The sequence below is a fragment of the Corynebacterium sp. genome (genome assembly GCF_030532325.1).
Lineage (GTDB): Bacteria > Actinomycetota > Actinomycetes > Mycobacteriales > Mycobacteriaceae > Corynebacterium.
Window position 1 is genome coordinate 55016 of record NZ_JAUNLS010000004.1, and the last position, 18043, is coordinate 73058.

General features: G+C 64.7%; 17 protein-coding genes. 5 read left to right on the forward strand and 12 right to left on the reverse strand.

From position 1 onward, the window contains the following. Positions 1 to 42 precede the first annotated feature (42 nt). The 4 genes from Q4E25_RS03520 to Q4E25_RS03535 form a co-directional block, all read right to left on the reverse strand. Entirely contained in the window at positions 43 to 780 is a 738-nt protein-coding gene (locus tag Q4E25_RS03520; protein ID WP_303154104.1) for a VIT family protein, read from the reverse strand. A 221-nt stretch (positions 781 to 1001) separates the two neighbouring features. Then, on the reverse strand, positions 1002 to 1424 hold the full coding sequence (locus Q4E25_RS03525) for a hypothetical protein (RefSeq protein WP_303154106.1): 423 nt from the start codon (positions 1422 to 1424) through the stop codon (positions 1002 to 1004). Between the two features lie 14 nt (positions 1425 to 1438). Continuing rightward, positions 1439 to 3982, reverse strand: coding sequence for an RNA helicase (locus Q4E25_RS03530; RefSeq protein WP_303154108.1), 2544 nt, complete (start codon positions 3980 to 3982; stop codon positions 1439 to 1441). A gap of 95 nt (positions 3983 to 4077) precedes the next feature. Next, entirely contained in the window at positions 4078 to 5103 is a 1026-nt protein-coding gene (locus Q4E25_RS03535) for a PAC2 family protein (RefSeq protein ID WP_303154111.1), read from the reverse strand. Positions 5104 to 5463: 360 nt separating this feature from the next. Between Q4E25_RS03535 and Q4E25_RS03540 the strand changes: the two genes are divergently transcribed. Next, positions 5464 to 6708, forward strand: a complete 1245-nt coding sequence (locus tag Q4E25_RS03540; protein ID WP_303154114.1) for a DUF4192 domain-containing protein — start codon at positions 5464 to 5466, stop codon at positions 6706 to 6708. Here Q4E25_RS03540 and galE read toward each other — a convergent pair. The 6 genes from galE to Q4E25_RS03570 all read right to left on the reverse strand — a co-directional run bounded on the left by galE (position 6665) and on the right by Q4E25_RS03570 (position 12335). Next, positions 6665 to 7648 carry a UDP-glucose 4-epimerase GalE gene (gene galE / locus Q4E25_RS03545; protein ID WP_303154116.1) on the reverse strand — a complete coding sequence of 328 codons (984 nt, stop codon included), beginning with the start codon at positions 7646 to 7648 and terminating at the stop codon, positions 6665 to 6667. The two genes, Q4E25_RS03540 and galE, sit on opposite strands and share 44 nt — an antisense overlap. Further along, the gene (locus tag Q4E25_RS03550) at positions 7649 to 8329 is read right to left on the reverse strand and encodes a metal-dependent transcriptional regulator (protein ID WP_303154117.1); all 681 of its coding nucleotides are present in this window, start codon (positions 8327 to 8329) and stop codon (positions 7649 to 7651) included. A gap of 241 nt (positions 8330 to 8570) precedes the next feature. Beyond that, complete coding sequence (locus Q4E25_RS03555; protein ID WP_303154120.1) at positions 8571 to 9578, reverse strand: sigma-70 family RNA polymerase sigma factor; 1008 nt, start codon at positions 9576 to 9578, stop codon at positions 8571 to 8573. A 141-nt stretch (positions 9579 to 9719) separates the two neighbouring features. After that, positions 9720 to 10172, reverse strand: coding sequence for a D-aminoacyl-tRNA deacylase (gene dtd, locus Q4E25_RS03560; protein WP_303154123.1), 453 nt, complete (start codon positions 10170 to 10172; stop codon positions 9720 to 9722). 56 nt (positions 10173 to 10228) lie between these two features. After that, a complete protein-coding gene (locus Q4E25_RS03565; RefSeq protein WP_303154126.1) occupies positions 10229 to 11800 on the reverse strand; it encodes a methyltransferase in 1572 nt (523 codons plus the stop codon). Continuing rightward, positions 11790 to 12335: a DUF3099 domain-containing protein gene (locus Q4E25_RS03570; protein WP_303154128.1), complete on the reverse strand. Its 546-nt coding sequence runs from the start codon at positions 12333 to 12335 to the stop codon at positions 11790 to 11792. The genes Q4E25_RS03565 and Q4E25_RS03570 overlap by 11 nt, the downstream gene beginning before the upstream one ends. Before the next feature lie 51 nt (positions 12336 to 12386). Here Q4E25_RS03570 and Q4E25_RS03575 point away from each other — a divergent pair, with 51 nt between their 5' ends. From Q4E25_RS03575 to Q4E25_RS03585, 3 genes are all read left to right on the forward strand, one after another. After that, the gene (locus Q4E25_RS03575; protein ID WP_303154131.1) at positions 12387 to 12635 is read left to right on the forward strand and encodes a DUF3039 domain-containing protein; all 249 of its coding nucleotides are present in this window, start codon (positions 12387 to 12389) and stop codon (positions 12633 to 12635) included. Positions 12636 to 12833: 198 nt separating this feature from the next. Further along, complete coding sequence (locus Q4E25_RS03580) at positions 12834 to 14609, forward strand: DEAD/DEAH box helicase (protein ID WP_303154133.1); 1776 nt, start codon at positions 12834 to 12836, stop codon at positions 14607 to 14609. A gap of 6 nt (positions 14610 to 14615) precedes the next feature. After that, positions 14616 to 14957 (forward strand): hypothetical protein, encoded by a 342-nt coding sequence (locus Q4E25_RS03585; protein WP_303154136.1) that lies wholly within the window; start codon positions 14616 to 14618, stop codon positions 14955 to 14957. Between the two features lie 176 nt (positions 14958 to 15133). On the opposite strand, the gene Q4E25_RS03590 is transcribed toward Q4E25_RS03585, so the two are convergent. Then, complete coding sequence (locus Q4E25_RS03590) at positions 15134 to 16507, reverse strand: RNA polymerase sigma factor (RefSeq protein WP_303154137.1); 1374 nt, start codon at positions 16505 to 16507, stop codon at positions 15134 to 15136. Positions 16508 to 16706: 199 nt separating this feature from the next. Next, on the reverse strand, positions 16707 to 17468 hold the full coding sequence (gene ppgK / locus Q4E25_RS03595) for a polyphosphate--glucose phosphotransferase (protein ID WP_303154139.1): 762 nt from the start codon (positions 17466 to 17468) through the stop codon (positions 16707 to 16709). A gap of 274 nt (positions 17469 to 17742) precedes the next feature. Between ppgK and Q4E25_RS03600 the strand changes: the two genes are divergently transcribed. Then, positions 17743 to 18033, forward strand: a complete 291-nt coding sequence (locus Q4E25_RS03600; protein ID WP_303154141.1) for a DUF4193 domain-containing protein — start codon at positions 17743 to 17745, stop codon at positions 18031 to 18033. Positions 18034 to 18043 lie beyond the last annotated feature (10 nt).

An 18043-nucleotide genomic window follows, 5' to 3' on the forward strand; every position in this document is an offset into this window, starting at 1 on the left:
TGGTGCTTACGGTGCTGGCCGTACCCACCCGGTGCTGTTGTGCTAGCCCAGCGCTACGCCAAACGCGGCGCCGATGCCGTAGGTGACCGCCAGGCCGGCCGCGCCGCCGATGACCAGGCGCAGCACCGCGCGCCCCGGGTTGGTATCGGCCAGGCGCGCCGAGACGTAGCCAGTCAGCGCCAGAGTGGCGATGGTGACGAGGGAAACCACGATCGCCGCGGCGTTATCGGGCGCGAGGAAGATGGAGAGCATCGGCAGTGCCGCGCCCGCAAGGAAGGAGACCGCGGACCAGAACGCCGCGTGCCAGGGGTTGGTGAGGTCCTCGCCATCGATGCCCAGCTCCAGGCGCAGGTGCGCGTCGAGCGGGTTGGTGTCGGTGATCTCCTGGGCCGCCTTCGCCGCAGTCTGGTGGGTCATGCCGTAGCCGGCCAGCAGGGAGGTCAGCTCCGCCATCTCCTGCTCCGGCATCTCCTTAAGCTCCTGGTTCTCCTTGGCGATGAGCATGCGCTCCGAATCGCGCTGGGCGGAAACGGAAACGTACTCGCCCAGGGCCATGGAGACCGCGCCCGAGATCGTGGCCGCCAGGCCAGCCACGAGGACAGTGCTATTGGATACGCCGGAGCCCACGACGCCGAGCAGGAGGGCGGCGACGGAGACGATGCCGTCGTTGGCGCCGAGCACGCCGGCGCGCAGGGAGTTGAGGCGAGAGTTGTGGGAGGAATTGTGGGGCTCGGCGGAGTGCGGCCCGGCGGGGCTCGCAGCGGAAGCGGTGGCGGCCATGGCTGTCTATATTCCTTCTGTTCGAAAAGTGAGTGATGGGGAGATACACGTGGGGCGGTGAGCGTGCCCCGCTCTCTTATTATCGCCGCAGCGCACGGGCCTGTCTAGCATTGTTAGCCTAGGCTGCCAAGGGGCAGGATTGGCTAGGCTCGGGCCCGGCGGGGCGAGGATATTCGAACGGAAGGTGGGTGAGGCCGGCGCGCGGGTGGCTGGGAGTCTAGCTAACCCAGGCTGCCCGTCCACTCGCCGCAGGGCTCCTCGTGGCACAAGACCTGCATGGTGAAGACGTCCGTGTGGAGATCCAGGTGGGCGTTGGGCACCACCACGGAGAAGCGGTCCAGGGCGTAATGCCACTCGTAGTCCACGTCGGTTGCCTCGGCGGGGGAGTCGGTAGGAGCCAAGGTCATCGAGCGCATCTCGGCGTCCTCGCAGGATACCCGCAGCTCCCGCTCGAGGGTTTGCAGCACGAAGGTCACGCAGTCGCTGCGCTGCGGCAGCCCGCCGAGCAGCCAGTGCACGGTGACGGTGTCCTCAGTCTGCTCAAAGCTCACGCCCGCCAGGCGGATACCGGTGACGTGCGGGTCGGAGGACTCGGATGGGGTGCTGTCCTGGGAAAAGCTGGACTCTGTCCGAGGTTCAGTCATGGTCCATGTCCTTTCTAGTATTCAATCCTGAGCTCACGCAGACGAACCTCGCCTGCGGCGTCGGAAGCATCCAGATCCACGGTACCTACGAATTGATATGCGCAGTCATCCTGCGGATCCTTGATGAGCTGGCGCACAGTCCACAGCCGGCTGTCTTTGTCGGTGACGCGGAAATACTCAGGTCCGCGGGCTGCGGGGCCGGAGTCGATGTCGTCGTAGTCCGCAAAGTAGTCGTCGAGGATAGCCCCAAAATCGGGGACCTCGTCGAGGTAGTCCAGGATCTCCGCCAGCCGCTCCTCCTTCTCTAGGGCAAAGAGCTGAACGAGGCGGAAGAAGTAGTTGCGCACCATGATGCTGAAGGCGCGGCGGTTGGCCGTGAGCGCGGTGGGATCCTCCACGCCGAAGGCCAGCTCCCGGTCCAGGGTCTCCTGGGAGATGGGGGAGTCCTCCCCGGCCATCTCGGCCCACTCGTCGACGAGCGAGGAATCGACCTGCCGGATGAGCTCGCCCAGCCACTCGATGACGTCCTCCAGCTCCTCGGTGAGATATTCCGCGGGCACGGACTGCTTGAGCGTGCGCCAGGCGTCGGTGAGATAGCGCAGGACCACGCCCTCTGAGCGCGCGATGCCGTAGGTGGCAATGAGATCGGAGAAGGTCATGGCGTTTTCCAGCATGTCGCGCACCACGGACTTGGGGCGCAGCTCAAACTCCTTGGCCCAGGGGTTGCCCTCGCAGAAGGTGTCGTAGGCCTGCTCCAGCAGCTCCTCCAGGGGTTTGGGCCAGGTGATGTCCTCGACGATGGCCATGCGCTCGGTATAGTCCACGCCCTCGGCCTTGAGCGCGGCGATCTCCTCGCCGCGGCGCTGCTTCTGCTGCGCGATGAGCACCTGGCGGGGATCATCAAGAATGGACTCGAAGACGGAGATGACATCGAGGTGGAAGGTGGGGGATTCTGGGTCGAGAAGCGTGAGCGCGGCCAGCGCGAAGGGCCCCAGGGGCTGGTTGAGGGCGAAGTCCCGCGGCAGCTCACGCACCAAATGATAGGGGCGACCGTAGATGTCGAGCCCCTTGGTGGATTTCTGCACCACTCCGGAGTTGAGCAGGCCGCGGAAAAGATCCAGAGCGGTGAGGATGTCCTGGTTCTGCTTGGCGCGGGTGTCGTGGTTGGTGCGCAGCAGGTGCTTCATGTGCTCGTAGCCGTTGCCGTGGCGGGCCAGCACGTTGAGCAACATGGAATTGGAGACCCGGAACTGGGAGGTGAGCTGCTCCGGTTCGGCGTCGATAAGCCGGGCGTAGGTCTTCTCCGACCAGGAGACCTCGCCCTCGCGCGGGGCCTTCTTGCGCAGCTTCTTCAGGCGCGAGGGATCGTCGCCGAGGCGGCGCCGCGCCTTAGCGTTCTCGATCTCGTGCTCGGGCGCCTCGACTACGACCGTGCCCTCGGTATCGAAGCCCGCGCGGCCCGCGCGTCCGGCGATCTGGTGAAACTCGCGGGATTTGAGAATGCGGCTGCGGGTGCCGTCGTACTTGGCCAGCCCCGTTATGAGCACGGTGCGGATAGGCACGTTGATACCCACGCCCAGGGTGTCGGTGCCGCAGATGATCCTGAGCAGGCCCTTCTGAGCCAGGCGCTCCACCAGGCGCCGGTACTTGGGCAGCATGCCCGCGTGGTGCACTCCGATGCCCTTGCGCAGCAGCTTGGAGAGATCCCTGCCGAAGGCGGTGCTAAAGCGGAAGGAACCCAGCTCCGCGGCAATAGCCTCCTTCTCGTCCTTGGTGATGATGCCGGAGAGGGAGGTCAGCGCCTGGGCGCGCTCGGAGGCCTCGCGCTGGGAGAAGTGCACCACGTAGATGGGGGCCTTGCCCGCGTGAAGGAGCTCCTCGACGGTCTCGTGCACCGCGGTAAACACGTAGGAAAAATCCAGCGGGACCGGGCGGGTGCTGCCGGCCACCAGGGAGGTGGTGCGCCCGGTGCGCTCGGTGAGATCCTTCTCCAGCCAGGAGGTATCACCCAGCGTGGCGGACATGAGAAGGAACTGCGCCTTGGGCAGCTCCAGGAGGGGAACCTGCCAGGCCCAGCCGCGCTCAGGCTCGGAGTAGTAGTGGAACTCGTCCATGACTACTTGGTCGATGTCGGCCTCGGCGCCCTCGCGCAGCGCGATGTTGGCCACGATCTCCGCCGTGGCCGCGATGATGGGGGCGGAGCCGTTGACGGTGGCGTCGCCGGTCATCATGCCCACGTTCTCCGGGCCGAAGATCTCACACAGGGCGAAGAACTTCTCGCTCACCAGGGCCTTGATGGGCGCGGTGTAGAAGCTGCGCTGGCCGCGGGCCAGGGCGATGAAATGGGCGGCGTTGGCCACCATGGACTTACCGGAGCCGGTGGGGGTGGCCAGAATGACGTTATCCCCGGCCAAAATACCCAGCGAGGCCTCCTCCTGCGCCGGATAGAGGGAGATCCCGCGGGAGCGTGTCCACGCGAGGAAGGTGTCCCAGATGGCCTCGTCGACCATGGACTCGGGGACTTCGGCAAGATCGGGCAGCATCTGAGAAAGGTTCACCCCCACCACATTAGGTGATGGGGGTAAGCGGCGGTCAGTGCCGGGGCTGGGACCTCAGCTTCAGCGTGGTCTTGGACGTCGGTTGCGACGTCGGCTTAGACGTCGTCGCCGTCACCGTGGTCAGGGTTATCTTCGTTATCTTCACCGAAGTTGTCCTCGCGGTCATCGATCTCCTCGTTGAGGATCGAGGGATCGTCGCCCAGCTGAGCCAAAAAGGCCTCGAAGTCGGCGCCGATCTCCTCGCCGGTGGGCACGTGCTCCTCGCCCGGCATGATGGCCTGCGGGTGCTCGGTGCGGTAGCGCTCCATGTAGGCGTCAAACTGTTCCTCGAGCTGGTGCACCACGCCGGCGATCTCCTCGGAGCTATCCACCTGCTCCTGCAGCTGCTGGCCCACGCGGGCCACATCCGCCTCGACGCCGCCCAGCGGGATGTTCAAACGCGCGGCGGAGGCCACAGAATCAAGCAGGCGCAGGGTCGCGGAAGGATAGGAAGAAGCCGCCAGGTAATGCGGCACGTGCGCGGTGTAGCCGACGACGTTGCGGCCCTTCTTATCCAGGGCCTTTTCGATGAACAGGGCCGCCGAACCCGGCACCATCATCTTGGAATCCAGGCGCACCATGCGGCCCACCAGATCCGTGGAGTTGCCGTGCGCGGTAACCACCGTGGGGCGGGTGTGCGGCACGGGCATCGGCGCAGAGTAGAGCATGATGGTGTTCGTCACGTCGTACTTCTCCACCAAGTTGACCACGGCCTCGGTAAAGGCCTCCCAGCGCAGATCCGGCTCCGGGCCGGACAGCAGGAGGAAGGGCTTGCCGGAGTTATCCCGCAGCACCTTGATGCCCAGCTCCGTGTTTTCGATGTCGACGGTGCGGTCGTGGTCAATGGTGACGGCGGGGCGGCGCGAGCGATAGTCAATGAGCTCGTCGTTGTTGAAGGACGCAAGCTGGCGGTTCTCCAGTGCGGCCTTGAGATAATCGGCAGTTGATTCAACGGCTTGCCCGGCGTCGGCGTAGCCGTGCATGGCGACGATCATGGTGGGACCGCCGCCCTCGGTGGAATCATCCTTGACTACCGGAGCCGGGTATTCCAGCTCGTACATGCGGCCTTGTTCTTCCGACATGTGATTCCTCCTTCATCTTCTTCAGCTCTTCAGCCCAGCGCAGTCAGTGTGACTCAGCGCGAGCGCCTGGCACGCAGTGGTACCTCAAAGCAGGCGGTCTAGCACTCTCAGCACTGCTGGGTGGCCTCCCCGCCGGTGTTATTGGCCACAACGCTATGCCGCGGCACAATATTCCGGCGCCTACTGGTTTAGTGGTTTATCAAGTATGCCGGATCTCAGGGCCGTTAGCTACCTGCCACGGCGCCCACCTGTGGATAACTCGGGCTGTGTGCCTACCGCGGGCGAAGTTATCCACAGATTGGGCGCGGAGGAAGAATTGACCCTAGCCGGGCCTTGCGTGGCTGGCTGAAGCTTAGAGCCATGAGCAAACACACAGCGCCTTCGAGCGAGACACAGTCCACCCCGCCCATTTCGACCCCCGGCCACCTGCTGGCCAATATCCCCGGAATCCTTGGCTTTTATCCCACCGAATCCGTGGTCTTCATGGCCCTGGATGCCACCCCGCGTGGTACAGCCATCGGCCCGCTGGTGCGCATCGACCTGAAAGACGCCCACGGCTCCGTCCCACCCATGATGGCAGAGGCCCTGCGCAACTGCGCCGAGGGGGTGTTCGCCTTCGTCATTACGCAAGGCTTGACCGCGGCCCTCGAGCGCACTGCTGAGTGGCTCTACGGCCTCGACGCAGACACTGACGGCCTCGAGGTGGACGCCGCCTGGTGGGCAGAAAGCATTGCCCAAGGCGAGCCCTACCAGCTTCTGCACGGCGTGGTCAGCCCCGAGGGCGAAGGCCCGATGAAGAACTGGGTATCCGGCACGGTGGCGGCGCTGACCTCAGCGCCGTCCATGCTGCGCTGCGTGGACCGCAACGTCTTGCCCTCCCTAAGCCGCAGCGAGCACTTCAGCATCTTCGAGCGCCGCAACCCACACGTCAGCGTCGAGGAAGCCGCGGCGCTCGCCCGTGCCGCACGCACTCGGGCGCATGACCTCCGCGCGCTGGTGGACGAGGCCCGCCCGCGCCTGCGCAACGCCGCGGACAAAGAAGTAACCCATAAAACAACTACAGGCGGGGCATCAGCAGAGGAAACCACAAGAGAAACCGCCCAAGAACGCAAGGAACGCATCCTACAGGACTTCCTAGCGGATGTGCAGTGGTGGATTTCCCGCAGCGGCGAGCTCGGGGAGGTGCTGGCTGAGGAGGAACTGCTCAGCGAGTGCGCCATGTGGCTATCCACGACGTGGACGCGGGACCTCGTGATCGAGGAATTCGTCGAAGCAGGGGAGCAGGGGGCGAGCCTGCTGCTGGCGGCCGTGCGCACCTTCGGCGGGACCATACGCGCCAATGCGCTCTGCCTCTTCGCCGTGGTGCAACTGGACAGCGACTGGGACATCTTTGCCGGGCCGGCCCTGCGCACCGCCGCCGAGGAATTCCCAGAGCACCGGCTCGCCAGCCTGCTCGTGCGCGCCTATCACGCGGGCCTCGGGGCGGAGATTCGCACCATCGTGCGCTCCGGTGGCGAGCTCGCTCGCAAGGCCGCGGTGGAAGGAACTTCTTCGCGCTGCTCTAGCGGTGAGCCGAATGAGCTTTATCGCCGAGCTGCCGGGTAAATGCCCAGGCGTCCTCGACGATGGTATCGAGATCCGTGCGGGTGGGGTTCCACCCCAGCTCGGCTTTGATCTTCTCGGAGGAAGCGACCAGGGTGGCCGGGTCGCCGGCGCGCCGGGGCGCTAGCTCCGCGGGGATCGGGTGGCCGGTGACCTTGCGGCAGGCCTCGATGACCTGCTTGACCGAGTAGCCATCGCCGCTGCCCAGGTTGTAGATGCGGTGCGTGCCCTCGGTGTTGGTGTTCAGGGCGAGCACGTGGGCGTCGGCAAGATCTCGGATGTGGATGTAATCGCGCACCGCGGTGCCGTCCGGGGTGGGGTAATCATCGCCGAAGATGAAGATCTTCTCGCGGTGGCCTAGCGCAACCTGCAACACCAGGGGAATGAGGTGAGTCTCGATCTCGCGGTTCTCGCCGATGCTGCCGTAGGCGCCAGCCACGTTGAAGTAGCGCAGGGAGGTCGCGCCCAAGCCGTAGGCCTTAGCAAACGAGGTGATCATGTAGTCGATGGCCAGCTTGGAGGCGCCATAGGGGTTAGTGGGCTGGGTGGGCATGTCCTCGGTGATCGGAACCGTCTTCGGCTCACCGTAGGTGGCCGCGGTGGAGGAGAACACCAAGTTCTTCACGCCGTTGGCCCGCATGGCGTTGAGCAGCGTGAGCGTGGTGACCACGTTGTGCTGCCAGTACTCCGCGGGAATCTCCACGGACTCGCCCACCAGGGAGCGGGCCGCAAAGTGCACGACTCCCTCGAAGCCGCCCTCAGCCAGGACGTCCCCGACGACCTCCGCGACATCACCCTCCACCAAACGTGCGCCCTCGGGCACGGCGTAGCGGTTGCCGGTAGAGAAGCTATCAATGACGGTGACGTTGTGGCCCTGCTCAATGAGCACTGCGGCACACACGCTGCCGACGTATCCTGCGCCTCCGGTTACCAGAAGCTTCATTTACTTCACCTCCACGCGAACAGCGTGGGCGAGCTCGTCGATGAGCTCAACGCTCGCGCCGTTCTCAGTTGTTAATGTGATGGAACCATTGTTGTTGACCACGGTCACCGGGCTGCCCACCACGAGGCCTGCGTCGTGCATCTCGCGGAAGGTCTGCGAGTCCACCTGCAGGATCTCATTGAGCTGAACGATGACCGCGTGAGTTTCTTCGCCGTGCGGCAGGTCGATAGCGCGGGTGCCTAAGTCGATCTCCTTGTGCTTGACTCCCAACTGGCTCAAGCCCGGAATCGGGTTGCCAAAGGGGGAGCGGGTGGGATCCTCCACGACGGCGACGACGCGCCTTTCCACATCCTCGCTCATAACGTGCTCCCAGCGGCAGGCCTCATCGTGGACCTGGTGGATGTCCAGCCCGAGGACGTCGGTGAGCAGGCGCTCCGCCAGACGGTGCTTGCGCATTACGCTGGTAGCCAGCTCGCGGCCCTGCGCGGTGAGATCCAGGCTGCGGTCAGTACGCACGTGCAGTAATCCATCGCGCTCCATGCGGGCGACGGTCTGGGAGACCGTCGGGCCCGATTGCTCCAGGCGCTCGGCGATGCGCGCGCGCAGGGGAGTAATGCCCTCTTCCTCGAGCTCGTAGATGGTGCGCAGATACATTTCCGTGGTATCGACCAGGTCTCTCACGTCATTGGCCTTTCTGCATCGTGGCGGCGGCGCCGGTGCCTTGAACACCTATATAAGCGCAGGCGCTGTAATAGCGATGGATTCAAAGAATAACTTAAACAATAGCCTACAGCTTCGGCACTCAGTTCGAGCTTAGTCCGGGCTGCCGGGCGGGTGCTAGGTGGTGCGAACGCCAGCGACCCCAGGAGAGTCTTTCTCCCCTAGGGTCGGGCAAGTGTAGTGGTGTTTGAAAGCGTGCGCGCTAGAGTGCGTACTCGCGCAGGCGGTCAGCACGGTTGCCGTCGCGCAGCTTGGCCATGACTTCGCGCTCGATCTGGCGCACGCGCTCGCGAGACAGGCCGAACTTGCGGCCAATCTGGTCGAGGGTGCGTGGCACGCCGTCATCGAGGCCGTAGCGCAGGCGGATGACGTCCTGCTCGCGCTGTTCCAGAGTGGCAATCACGGAGCGGATATCCGAGTGGCGCATGGAGGCAACGACGGCGGTTTCGGCATCGGTGGCCTCGGCGTCCTCGATAAAGTCACCCAGCGGGGCCTCCTCATCGGTGCCCACCGGCATGTCCAGGGAGACGGGATCGCGAGACTGACGCAGCAGCATCTCGATCTTGGACTCCTCGATGCCGGACTCCTCCGCCAGCTCCTCGTTAGTGGCCTCGCGGCCCAGGGACTGGTACATCTCACGCTTGATGCGGGAGAGCTTGTTGACCTGCTCCACCAGGTGGACGGGTAGGCGGATGGTGCGGGACTGATCCGCCATGCCGCGGGTGATGGCCTGGCGGATCCACCAGGTGGCGTAGGTGGAGAACTTGAAGCCCTTGGCATAATCGAACTTCTCCATGGCGCGGATGAGGCCGAGGTTGCCCTCCTGGATGAGATCCAGCAGCGGCATGCCGCGGCCGGTGTAGCGCTTGGCCAGCGAGACAACCAGGCGGAGGTTGGCCTCCAGCAGGTGGGAGCGGGCCTTCTTGCCCTCGCGGGCCAGGATCTTGAGGTCGCGCTTCTCAGCGCGGGTGAGCTTCTCCGCGTTATTCAGCTTGTACTCTGCGTAGAGGCCGACCTCGATGCGCTGTGCGAGTTCCACCTCATCCTCGGCGCTGAGCAAGGCCGTCTTGCCGATGCCGTTGAGATAGACACGCACGAGATCAGCGGAAGGATTGTCATTCGTTTGATTGCGGCGCGAGCCGCGGTCAACATCCTGATCGTCGGCGAAGGTATCAGAGTTAGAAGCGTTGCTGGCGGATGAAGCGGTCATCTCTTGCCTCCTAGATTGCTGCCTGTTTCACCCCGTACAACGGCGGGGGCTGAGAAAAAGTTCCCGCGCTGAAAAAACTTTTTCTCACCTGCGCGTTTTCCCGTTTCGACGTGGCTTGGCAGCGGCACTGAGATTTATGGCCTAGGCCTCTACCAGGACGGTAAAGGGGCCCTCGTTGACGGAGGCCACGCGCATCATTGCGCCGAAGCGGCCCTCTTCCACGCTGATGCCGCGCTTGCGCAGGCGCTTGACGACGCCCGCAATGACCGGCTGGGCCTGCTCGCCCGGCGCTGCGTCTGACCACGAGGGGCGGCGGCCTTTGGCGGTGCGCCCGTAGAGGGTGAACTGGCTAACCACGAGGACAGGAGCGCCGGCGTCCACCACGGAGGTCTCGCCCTCGAGGATGCGCAGCTCCGCGATCTTGCGCGCCATGGTGTCCATGCGGGCGTTGAGCTCGGCCTCCTCAGCGACGTCCTCGCGCGAGACCCCCACCAGGGCAAGAATGCCGCCGGTGTCCGGGCAGTCGATGCTGCCCACGACCTCACCGTCGACGGTGACGGAGGCTTGGGATACTCGGGTGAGAACGGCGCGCATGGGAAGGTTCCTTTCTGCGTGTCAGTGCTGGGGTCTGCGTGTGGGGACGAGGGTTTCTAGCTGCTGGTGCTAAAGGCCACCAGCTCGGCGGGCAGCAGCATGCCGTGGCGGATGAGATCCACGACGGCCGGCAGGGCTGCCTCAACGAGGGCGTTTTCGTCGAATCCCTGGGCCGCGGCGTAGAGCTCGATGGTCTCGCCCAAGGTCAAGCCCTGGGGGTTGAGGCCTGCCACGATCGCGCTGAGGTGCTCGTCCACGTCGTGCTGCCAGCGCGGCCCATCCGTGCGGGTCAGGCGCAGGGCGGCGCGCTCAAAGCCCATGCCCAGCTCCGCGTTGGGCAGGCTGACATCCTCGCGTGCCAGGCCCGGGCGCACCTGGAAGCGCGTGGCCTCCAGCTCGCCGGGAACGAGGTTGCGCAGCCACTGGGTGCGAGCGAAGTACTCCTCCACCTCGGGGCCCAGGGGATCGGTGAAGTGCTGCGGCATCTCCTCAGCAAGCACATCGGAAGGCTCGTCATCCCCGATGCGCTGCACGGCGACGAAGCCGAAGCCGATTCCGGTGACGTCGTTGTCCTCGAAGTGCTCCAGCCACAGCCGGGAGCGCTCGCGGCCCTCGGGGCTGCGCACGTCGATGGACTCGTCCTTGAGCCAGGTGGAGACGTAGAGCGCGGGATCGGCCACATCGCGCTGAATTACCCAGGCGCTCACGCCCGTCGGCGGCAGCCAGGAGGCCACCCGCTGCTGCCAGGGAATATCGCCCTGGTGCACCCAGGCCGCCAGCAGGTGTGCGGTGCCGCCCGGGTTGAGGTGCTCCACCGCCTGGGAGACCACCAGCTCGCTCGCGCCATCCAGGTTGAGCCCGGAATCGCGGTAGACGTGGCCGACCTCCGGCAGGCCCACCACGAAGGGCGGGTTGGCCACAATGCGGTCAAAGCGCTGGCCCTCCACCGGCTCAAACCAGGAACCCTGGCGCAGCTCCACCTTGTCCTGTGCTCCCGCGGCGGCCACCGTGGCCCGCGCTAGCTCCAGCGCGCGCGGGTGGACGTCGGTGGCGGTAATCGAGTTCGCGCTGTCGAGCTGCCCCAGCAGCTGCACGCCCGAGCCCGTGCCCAGGTCCAGCACGCTATCCACCGGGGTGGTGGGGGTGGACTGCAACAGTGAGAGGCTCGCCGCGCCCACGCCGAGGACGTGCTCGGGGCCGGGGACGTGATCCACCAGGGAGGCGTCCACGTCTGAAAACACCAGGCGGTTGGTGCCGACGATAACGTGCGGCAGGATGTCGTAGGCAATGTGGACCCTGCCGTGGGAGTTGTGCTGGGCCACGCCGGCATCGATGAGCTTGGTGGCCAGGCGCGCCCCGAGGACGTCGGAAAGCTCCGTGGCGGGCACCGGCTCGTGGAGGATGAACAGGCGGATGAGCTTATCCATCTCGCCTTCGCCGCGGGTGCCCAAGACCACGGCGGCGGGCTCGCCGCGGTGCCAAGCATCGGCGGCATCAGGCCCCAAATGGCCCGCGATGCCATCGGCGCTAAAGCCGGCGCGCGTGAAGAACTCAGCGAGCTCAGCGGCGATGTCCGCGATGGCGAACTCCGGGTTCATCTCAGGGCCAAAGGAAAAGTCACTGCTCATGGGGCCGTCCTTCGTCTCGTGTGCTGTCCTCGCCGGCGTCTGCGGTGGGGTCGTGGCCGGCAGGAGGGGTGTCCTCGTGGTCAATGGTTTCGTAATCCTGGTGCGGGGCACTCGCGGAATTTGAATCCCCGGCTCCCAGCTGCCTTCTGGTGGGTTGCGTGAGCTCCTCGCGCTGGGCCTGGGCCATCTGCCGGGCAATCGCGGGCTTATAAATGGCCTTCTCGCGCTTGTCCTTGGGCTGGCCGCGGCCGTTGCCAATCATCACCGCGATCCACGGCAGCGGGAAGGTCACGCCGACGACAATCGCGGCGATCAACCAGGCCTGCCAGTAGTAGATGGCCACGCCCGCGATGATGAGGGAGGGGATACGGATAAACTGCAAGATCCCGTAGATCACCTCGCGGCGCTCGCGGTCCTGGCCGGGGCCGACTTGGGCGTCGGTGATGAGATGGGCCTCGCGCCGGAACTTGAAGCCGTGGCGCCGCCCCGAAACAGGGGTGTGGTCGGAACCATCGCGCGAGTTCTGTGGATGCATGACCACTAGGGTAGCCGGGCGACTCGCGAACTTCGACACCGATACGGCATTATGGTTGGGGTGAGTACGACGACTAAAACTATCGAGCGCCCCGATATCCGTGAGGATACGTCGACCAACGACGACACCCCTAAGTTCTTCCACTACGTCAAGAAGGACCAAATCCTAGACTCCGCGGTCAACGGCAAGTACGTCGTCGCCCTGTGCGGCGAGACCTTCCCGGTGACCAAGCAGGCCAAGCCGGGCTCCCCGGTGTGCCCGGACTGCGAGCGCGTCTACAAGGGGCTTCGCCGCAAGTAGCGAAGACCGGGTGCTGCCGCTGAACCGGCAGCACACACCGCGCGGCCACGCCAGCCCGACACCCCGGGGCGGGCGCAGGCCGCGCTTTCAAAGGATCCTTGAGCAACGATCTGGGCGGGAACCGGGGCACGCAGGTTTCCGAGCACAGCGAGTATGCCCGCGCATGGGGGAGCGCGTGGGCAAAGAAGAGAAGGGATTGTGACAACAGCAAAGAGATTTGCCAACAACGGCAAACTTCGTGTGTGGCAGCGCGCAGCGCTAGATAAGTTCTTGGCCACCAAGCCGCAGGACTTCATGGCGGTGGCAACCCCGGGCGCGGGAAAGACCACCTTCGCGCTGCGCGTGGCCACCGAGCTGATGGAAGACCGCACCGTCGAGCGCGTCATCGTGGTGGTGCCCACTGAGCACCTCAAGGTGCAGTGGTCGCAGGCCGCCGCCCGGGTGGGCCTGGCACTGGATCCCAAGTTCACCAACTCCTCGGGCGTGAACCCGGCCATGGACGGCATCGTGGTCACCTACGCCCAGGTGGGCATGCACCCCTTCAAGCACCGCGCGGTGGCCTCGGCCCGGCGCACCCTGGTGATCCTCGACGAGATCCACCACGCCGGCGATGCCAAAAGCTGGGGCGATGGCGTCAAGGAGGCCTATGATGACGTCGAACACCGCCTCGCGCTGACCGGTACGCCCTTCCGCTCCGATGACTCGCAGATTCCCTTCGTGCGCTACGAGCAGGACGGCGAGGGCCACCTCGTCTCGCGCTCCGATCACACCTACGGCTACGGCGATGCGCTTGCCGATGGCGTCGTTCGCCCCGTCGTCTTCCTCTCCTACTCCGGCGAATCCCGCTGGCGCGATAGCGCCGGCGAGGAACACAGCGCACGCCTAGGCGATATCCTCAACCCAGAGCAGACCGCCCGCGCCTGGCGTACCGCGCTCGACCCGAAGGGCGAGTGGATCCCCACCGTGCTGCAGGCCGCACACACCCGCCTGCTGCAGATGCGCCGCAACATGCCCGACGCCGGCGGCCTAGTCCTGGCCACCGATACGCAGACCGCGCGCGCCTACGCGAAGATCCTCAAACGCATCTCTAGTACCCCCGTCTCCGTTATTCTCTCCGACGATCCGGGTTCCTCCGAACGCATCGAGGAGTTCTCCAACAGCACCGACGAGTGGATGGTGGCCGTGCGCATGGTCTCCGAGGGAGTGGACGTTCCACGCCTGGCGGTGGGTGTGTATGCCACCTCGGCCTCGACCCCGCTGTTCTTTGCTCAGGCCATCGGCCGCTTCGTGCGCTCGCGCATGCCGGGCGAGACCGCCTCCGTCTTCCTACCCTCCGTGCCGGTGCTGCTGGGGCTGGCGGAGAACATGGAAAAGCAGCGCGACCACGTGCTAGGGGCCGATAAGGATCCTATGAAGGAGGGATGGGACGACGAAGCCCTCGCGGAGGCCAACGCCAAGAAGTCCGAGCCAGACATGCTCGAGCCCTCCTACGAGGCCCTCGGCGCGGAGGCCGAATTCTCCGGGCTGCTCTTCAACGGCTCGCAGTTCAACACCGCCAACATCACCGAGGAAGAAGAGGACTTTCTGGGCATTCCGGGGCTTCTCGACGCCGAGCAGGTCAAGGACCTGCTGCGCAAGAAGCAGTCCGAGGAGATGGACCGCCGTGAGGCCGAAGAGAAGGCCCGCCGCGCAGCGGAGGCCGCCGAGGAACAGCGTCGCAAGCTTTACGGCATGCAGTACGCGCCGAAGAAGCACGAGGAGCACGCGCAGAGCTCCGCTGAGGGCGGCGTGGTGGATGAAATCTCGTCTCTGCGCAAAGAATTGAATACGGTGGTCTCCATCACCGCGCAGCGCACCGGGCGCCCGCACGGCGCTATCCACACGGAGGCTCGCAAGGCGTGCGGCGGACCGCCCACCGCGTTGTGCGATGCTCAACAACTCCGTGACCGCATCGAATACCTGCGAAAGTGGTAAGACGCCATGTCCCAGCCCCAGCCCCCGTTCCCTTCCGCTCAGCCCCAGTATTCGAAGCCGAACGCATGGGCGCTGGCGGCCCTGGGCATGGCGGTCATCCCGCCATTGCTTACCATCGGGCTGACACTGATCAACAGCGCGGCAGGATTCCTGGTGAGCATCCTGTGCATGGTCAGCGGCACCGCTGCCGTGGCGCTGGCATTCGTGGCGTTCATCGTGGGCGTTAATCTCCGTCCGGAGCACAAGCGCACCACTATCTCTGTCATCTCCATCGTGCTGGGCATCCTCTGGGCGATATCCGGGACTCCCCTCATCATGGCCCTCATGATGGCCACTGGTTTCCGGTAGACGGCGGCCCTTCACCCGCGGGCCGGCGCTGAGGCGTTGAGGCGATGAGGCCTAAGAAAACGACCACAACGGTAAATAGCGCCCCCGATGGAGAAATTCGGGGGCGCTATTTACCGTTGTGACACTCGGCGCTCACGCCAGGCAGAACGCTGGCCTCGTCCTGCCGGGGCAGTGACCTAGTCCAGGTAGTCGCGCAGCACCTGCGAGCGCGAGGGGTGGCGCAGCTTGGACATGGTCTTGGATTCAATCTGGCGGATGCGCTCGCGGGTCACGCCGTAGACCTGGCCGATTTCGTCTAAAGTGCGCGGCATGCCGTCGGTTAGGCCGAAGCGCAGGCGCACCACACCGGCCTCGCGTTCGGAGAGCGTGGTGAGCACGTCCTGCAGCTGATCCTGCAGCAGGGTGAAGGAGACGGCGTCGACAGCAATGACGGCCTCGGAGTCCTCGATGAAGTCACCGAGCTGAGAGTCGCCCTCGTCACCGATGGTCTGATCCAGGGAGATGGGCTCACGAGCGTACTGCTGGATCTCCAGCACCTTTTCCTCGGTGATATCCATTTCCTTGGCCAGCTCCAGCGGGGTGGGCTCGCGGCCCAGATCCTGCAGCAGCTCACGCTGAATGCGGCCGAGCTTGTTGATGACCTCCACCATGTGCACCGGAATGCGGATGGTGCGGGCCTGGTCTGCCATAGCGCGGGTGATGGCCTGGCGGATCCACCACGTGGCGTAGGTGGAGAACTTGTAGCCCTTGGTGTAGTCGAACTTCTCGACGGCGCGGATAAGGCCCAGGTTGCCCTCCTGGATCAGGTCCAGGAAGGCCATGCCGCGGCCGGTGTAGCGCTTGGCCAGGGAGACCACCAGGCGGAGGTTGGCCTCCAGCAGGTGGTTCTTGGCCTTGCGGCCGTCGCGGGCAATGGCGCGCAGATCGCGCTTTTCCATGGGGGAGAGCTTGGCGGCCTTGTCGCCCTCGGCGCGGGCCTTTTCCATCTCATCCATGCGGTACTGCGCGTAGAGGCCGGCCTCAATGCGCTTGGCCAGGGAGACCTCCTGCTCGGCGTTGAGCAGCGCCACCTTGCCGATCTGCTTGAGGTAAGCGCGGACGGAGTCCGCCGAGGCTGTCAGCTGTGCGTCCTTGCGCGCCTGGCGCAGGGCAGCGGACTCTTCCTCGTCCCAGACGGAGGAGCCGTCATCCTCGTCCTCGTCCTCCTCATCCAAGGAGTCCTCGTCGGAGGCAAACTCGTCGTCGTCATCCATCTCGTCAGCATCTGGATCGAAGTCCACGTCCTCGTTGTCGAGGTCCTCCGTGGTCTCGTCCTCGAGCTCCTCGGACTCGAGCTGCGAATTCTCCTCCGGGGAGGTCGCCTTCTTGGCCGCGGACTTGCGAACAGTCTTCTTCGCGGTCTTCTTGACAGCCTTCTTGGTGGTTTTCTTAGCCGTCTTTTTAGCGGTTTTCTTCGCTGTCTTTTTGGCGGTCTTCTTTGCAGGTGCAGATGCCTCGGCGGCGTCTACGCCCTCTCCGAGTACCTGGTCTGAAGAATCAGTGGCTGCCACGTACGCCCTTTCGACTTGCTCTTGAGGTGAAAACTGCGGTCACCTGCGTTCTCCTCGCAGTCACCACATGCTAGCCCGCCTCGCTCCTGCGCAGGAGAGGCGCGCCGCCAGTTTTCAACTGATGATCGACGGCCCAGTATAGATCATTTTCCGTAATAGGGGGTTGATTAGGCCGCGCTAAGGATGTAAAGAGCTCCGGCTAGGGCCGGATTCCTTGTACCGCCGCCATGGCCGCACCGACGATTCCCGCCCGGTTACGCAGGCGAGCCGGGGTGACCAAGGTGTCGATGTTGAGCATGGGGCCCCACTTGTCAAACTTGCGGGAAATGCCGCCGCCGATGACGAAGGCCTGCGGGTTGAAAAGCATGTCGTACTCGCTGAGTACGCGGTCGAGGCGCGCTGCCCACTTCTTGTACTTCAGGCCCTCGCGCTCCTTCACGGCCGAAGAAGCCTGGTGCTCTGCCTCGACGCCGTCGACCATGAGGTGGCCCAGCTCGGTGTTGGGGAAGAGGTGGCCGTCGAGAAGAAATGCGGAACCAATGCCCGTGCCGAGCGTGAGGAAGATGACCGAGCCCTGGCGTGCGACCTCGTCGCCGTAGGCGACCTCGGCTAGGCCGGCGGCGTCGGCGTCGTTGAGCACGGTAAAAGGCTGATCCAGGAAGGAGCCGAAGAGCTCCTGGGCGTCGATGCCAATCCAGCTGTGGTCAATGTTGGCCGCGCTGCGGATGATCTGCCCCGAGACCACCGAGGGCATGGTGATGCCGACGGGGCCCTCCCAGCCCTTCTCCTTGACGATGCGCGCGACAACCTCAGCGACTGCCTCCGGAGTGGCAGGCTGTGGGGTCTGGATCTTGAGGCGATCGTCGACGAACTCTCCCGTGGCGAGATCCACCTCAGCGCCCTTGATTCCGGAGCCGCCGACGTCGATGCCGAAGGAATGGCCTGAAAGTTCCAAAGTCATAGGGACAGTCTAAACATAAGTGCACCCGGCAAGCAGAGCGAGCGTTCGCGGGCCGGATCCCCCTGCTTCAGGTCAAACGTGACGCGGACCTCTTTGGTGATCTAGGGGCGCTATAGGTGCAGGTAGTGCGGCATTCTCCGGGGGTTAAAGCGCCGCGGGGGTAGGGGAAATAGTGCCCCCGATCTGAGATGACTATGACATGTGGCGGAATGTGGTTTAGTATGCCGTCGATAAATAGACATTCCCATCAATGTGACAGCTAGGGGAAAGCATTATGGCCACCGATTATGACGCACCGCGTCGCCGCGTAGAAGACGAGCTTGAGACTGATTCTCTGGAAGGTCTCAAGGCTGCTGAAACCGATAACAACGGCATGGACGATGACGGAGAGATTGTCGAGTCTTTCGAGCCACCATCAGTGGATCTCACCGGTGAGGAGCTCAACGTCACCGTGATCCCGCGCAAGGACGACGAGTTCACCTGCTCCGTGTGCTTCCTGGTGCAGTCCAACAAGCGTTTCTCCCACGAGGAGGACGGCCAGAAGGTCTGCCTCGACTGCGCCTAAATACCCGCTC

What these genes read in the sequence shown, in the direction of transcription:
- Q4E25_RS03520 (WP_303154104.1), bottom strand. Translation starts at nt 780, where the DNA reads ATGGCCGCCACCGCTTCCGCTGCGAGCCCCGCCGGGCCGCACTCCGCC.
- Q4E25_RS03570 (WP_303154128.1), bottom strand. Translation starts at nt 12,335, where the DNA reads ATGCATCCACAGAACTCGCGCGATGGTTCCGACCACACCCCTGTTTCG.
- galE (WP_303154116.1), bottom strand. Translation starts at nt 7,648, where the DNA reads ATGAAGCTTCTGGTAACCGGAGGCGCAGGATACGTCGGCAGCGTGTGT.
- Q4E25_RS03565 (WP_303154126.1), bottom strand. Translation starts at nt 11,800, where the DNA reads ATGAGCAGTGACTTTTCCTTTGGCCCTGAGATGAACCCGGAGTTCGCC.
- Q4E25_RS03535 (WP_303154111.1), bottom strand. Translation starts at nt 5,103, where the DNA reads ATGTCGGAAGAACAAGGCCGCATGTACGAGCTGGAATACCCGGCTCCG.
- Q4E25_RS03540 (WP_303154114.1), top strand. Translation starts at nt 5,464, where the DNA reads ATGAGCAAACACACAGCGCCTTCGAGCGAGACACAGTCCACCCCGCCC.
- Q4E25_RS03600 (WP_303154141.1), top strand. Translation starts at nt 17,743, where the DNA reads ATGGCCACCGATTATGACGCACCGCGTCGCCGCGTAGAAGACGAGCTT.
- dtd (WP_303154123.1), bottom strand. Translation starts at nt 10,172, where the DNA reads ATGCGCGCCGTTCTCACCCGAGTATCCCAAGCCTCCGTCACCGTCGAC.
- Q4E25_RS03575 (WP_303154131.1), top strand. Translation starts at nt 12,387, where the DNA reads ATGGTTGGGGTGAGTACGACGACTAAAACTATCGAGCGCCCCGATATC.
- Q4E25_RS03525 (WP_303154106.1), bottom strand. Translation starts at nt 1,424, where the DNA reads ATGACTGAACCTCGGACAGAGTCCAGCTTTTCCCAGGACAGCACCCCA.
- ppgK (WP_303154139.1), bottom strand. Translation starts at nt 17,468, where the DNA reads ATGACTTTGGAACTTTCAGGCCATTCCTTCGGCATCGACGTCGGCGGC.
- Q4E25_RS03585 (WP_303154136.1), top strand. Translation starts at nt 14,616, where the DNA reads ATGTCCCAGCCCCAGCCCCCGTTCCCTTCCGCTCAGCCCCAGTATTCG.
- Q4E25_RS03555 (WP_303154120.1), bottom strand. Translation starts at nt 9,578, where the DNA reads ATGACCGCTTCATCCGCCAGCAACGCTTCTAACTCTGATACCTTCGCC.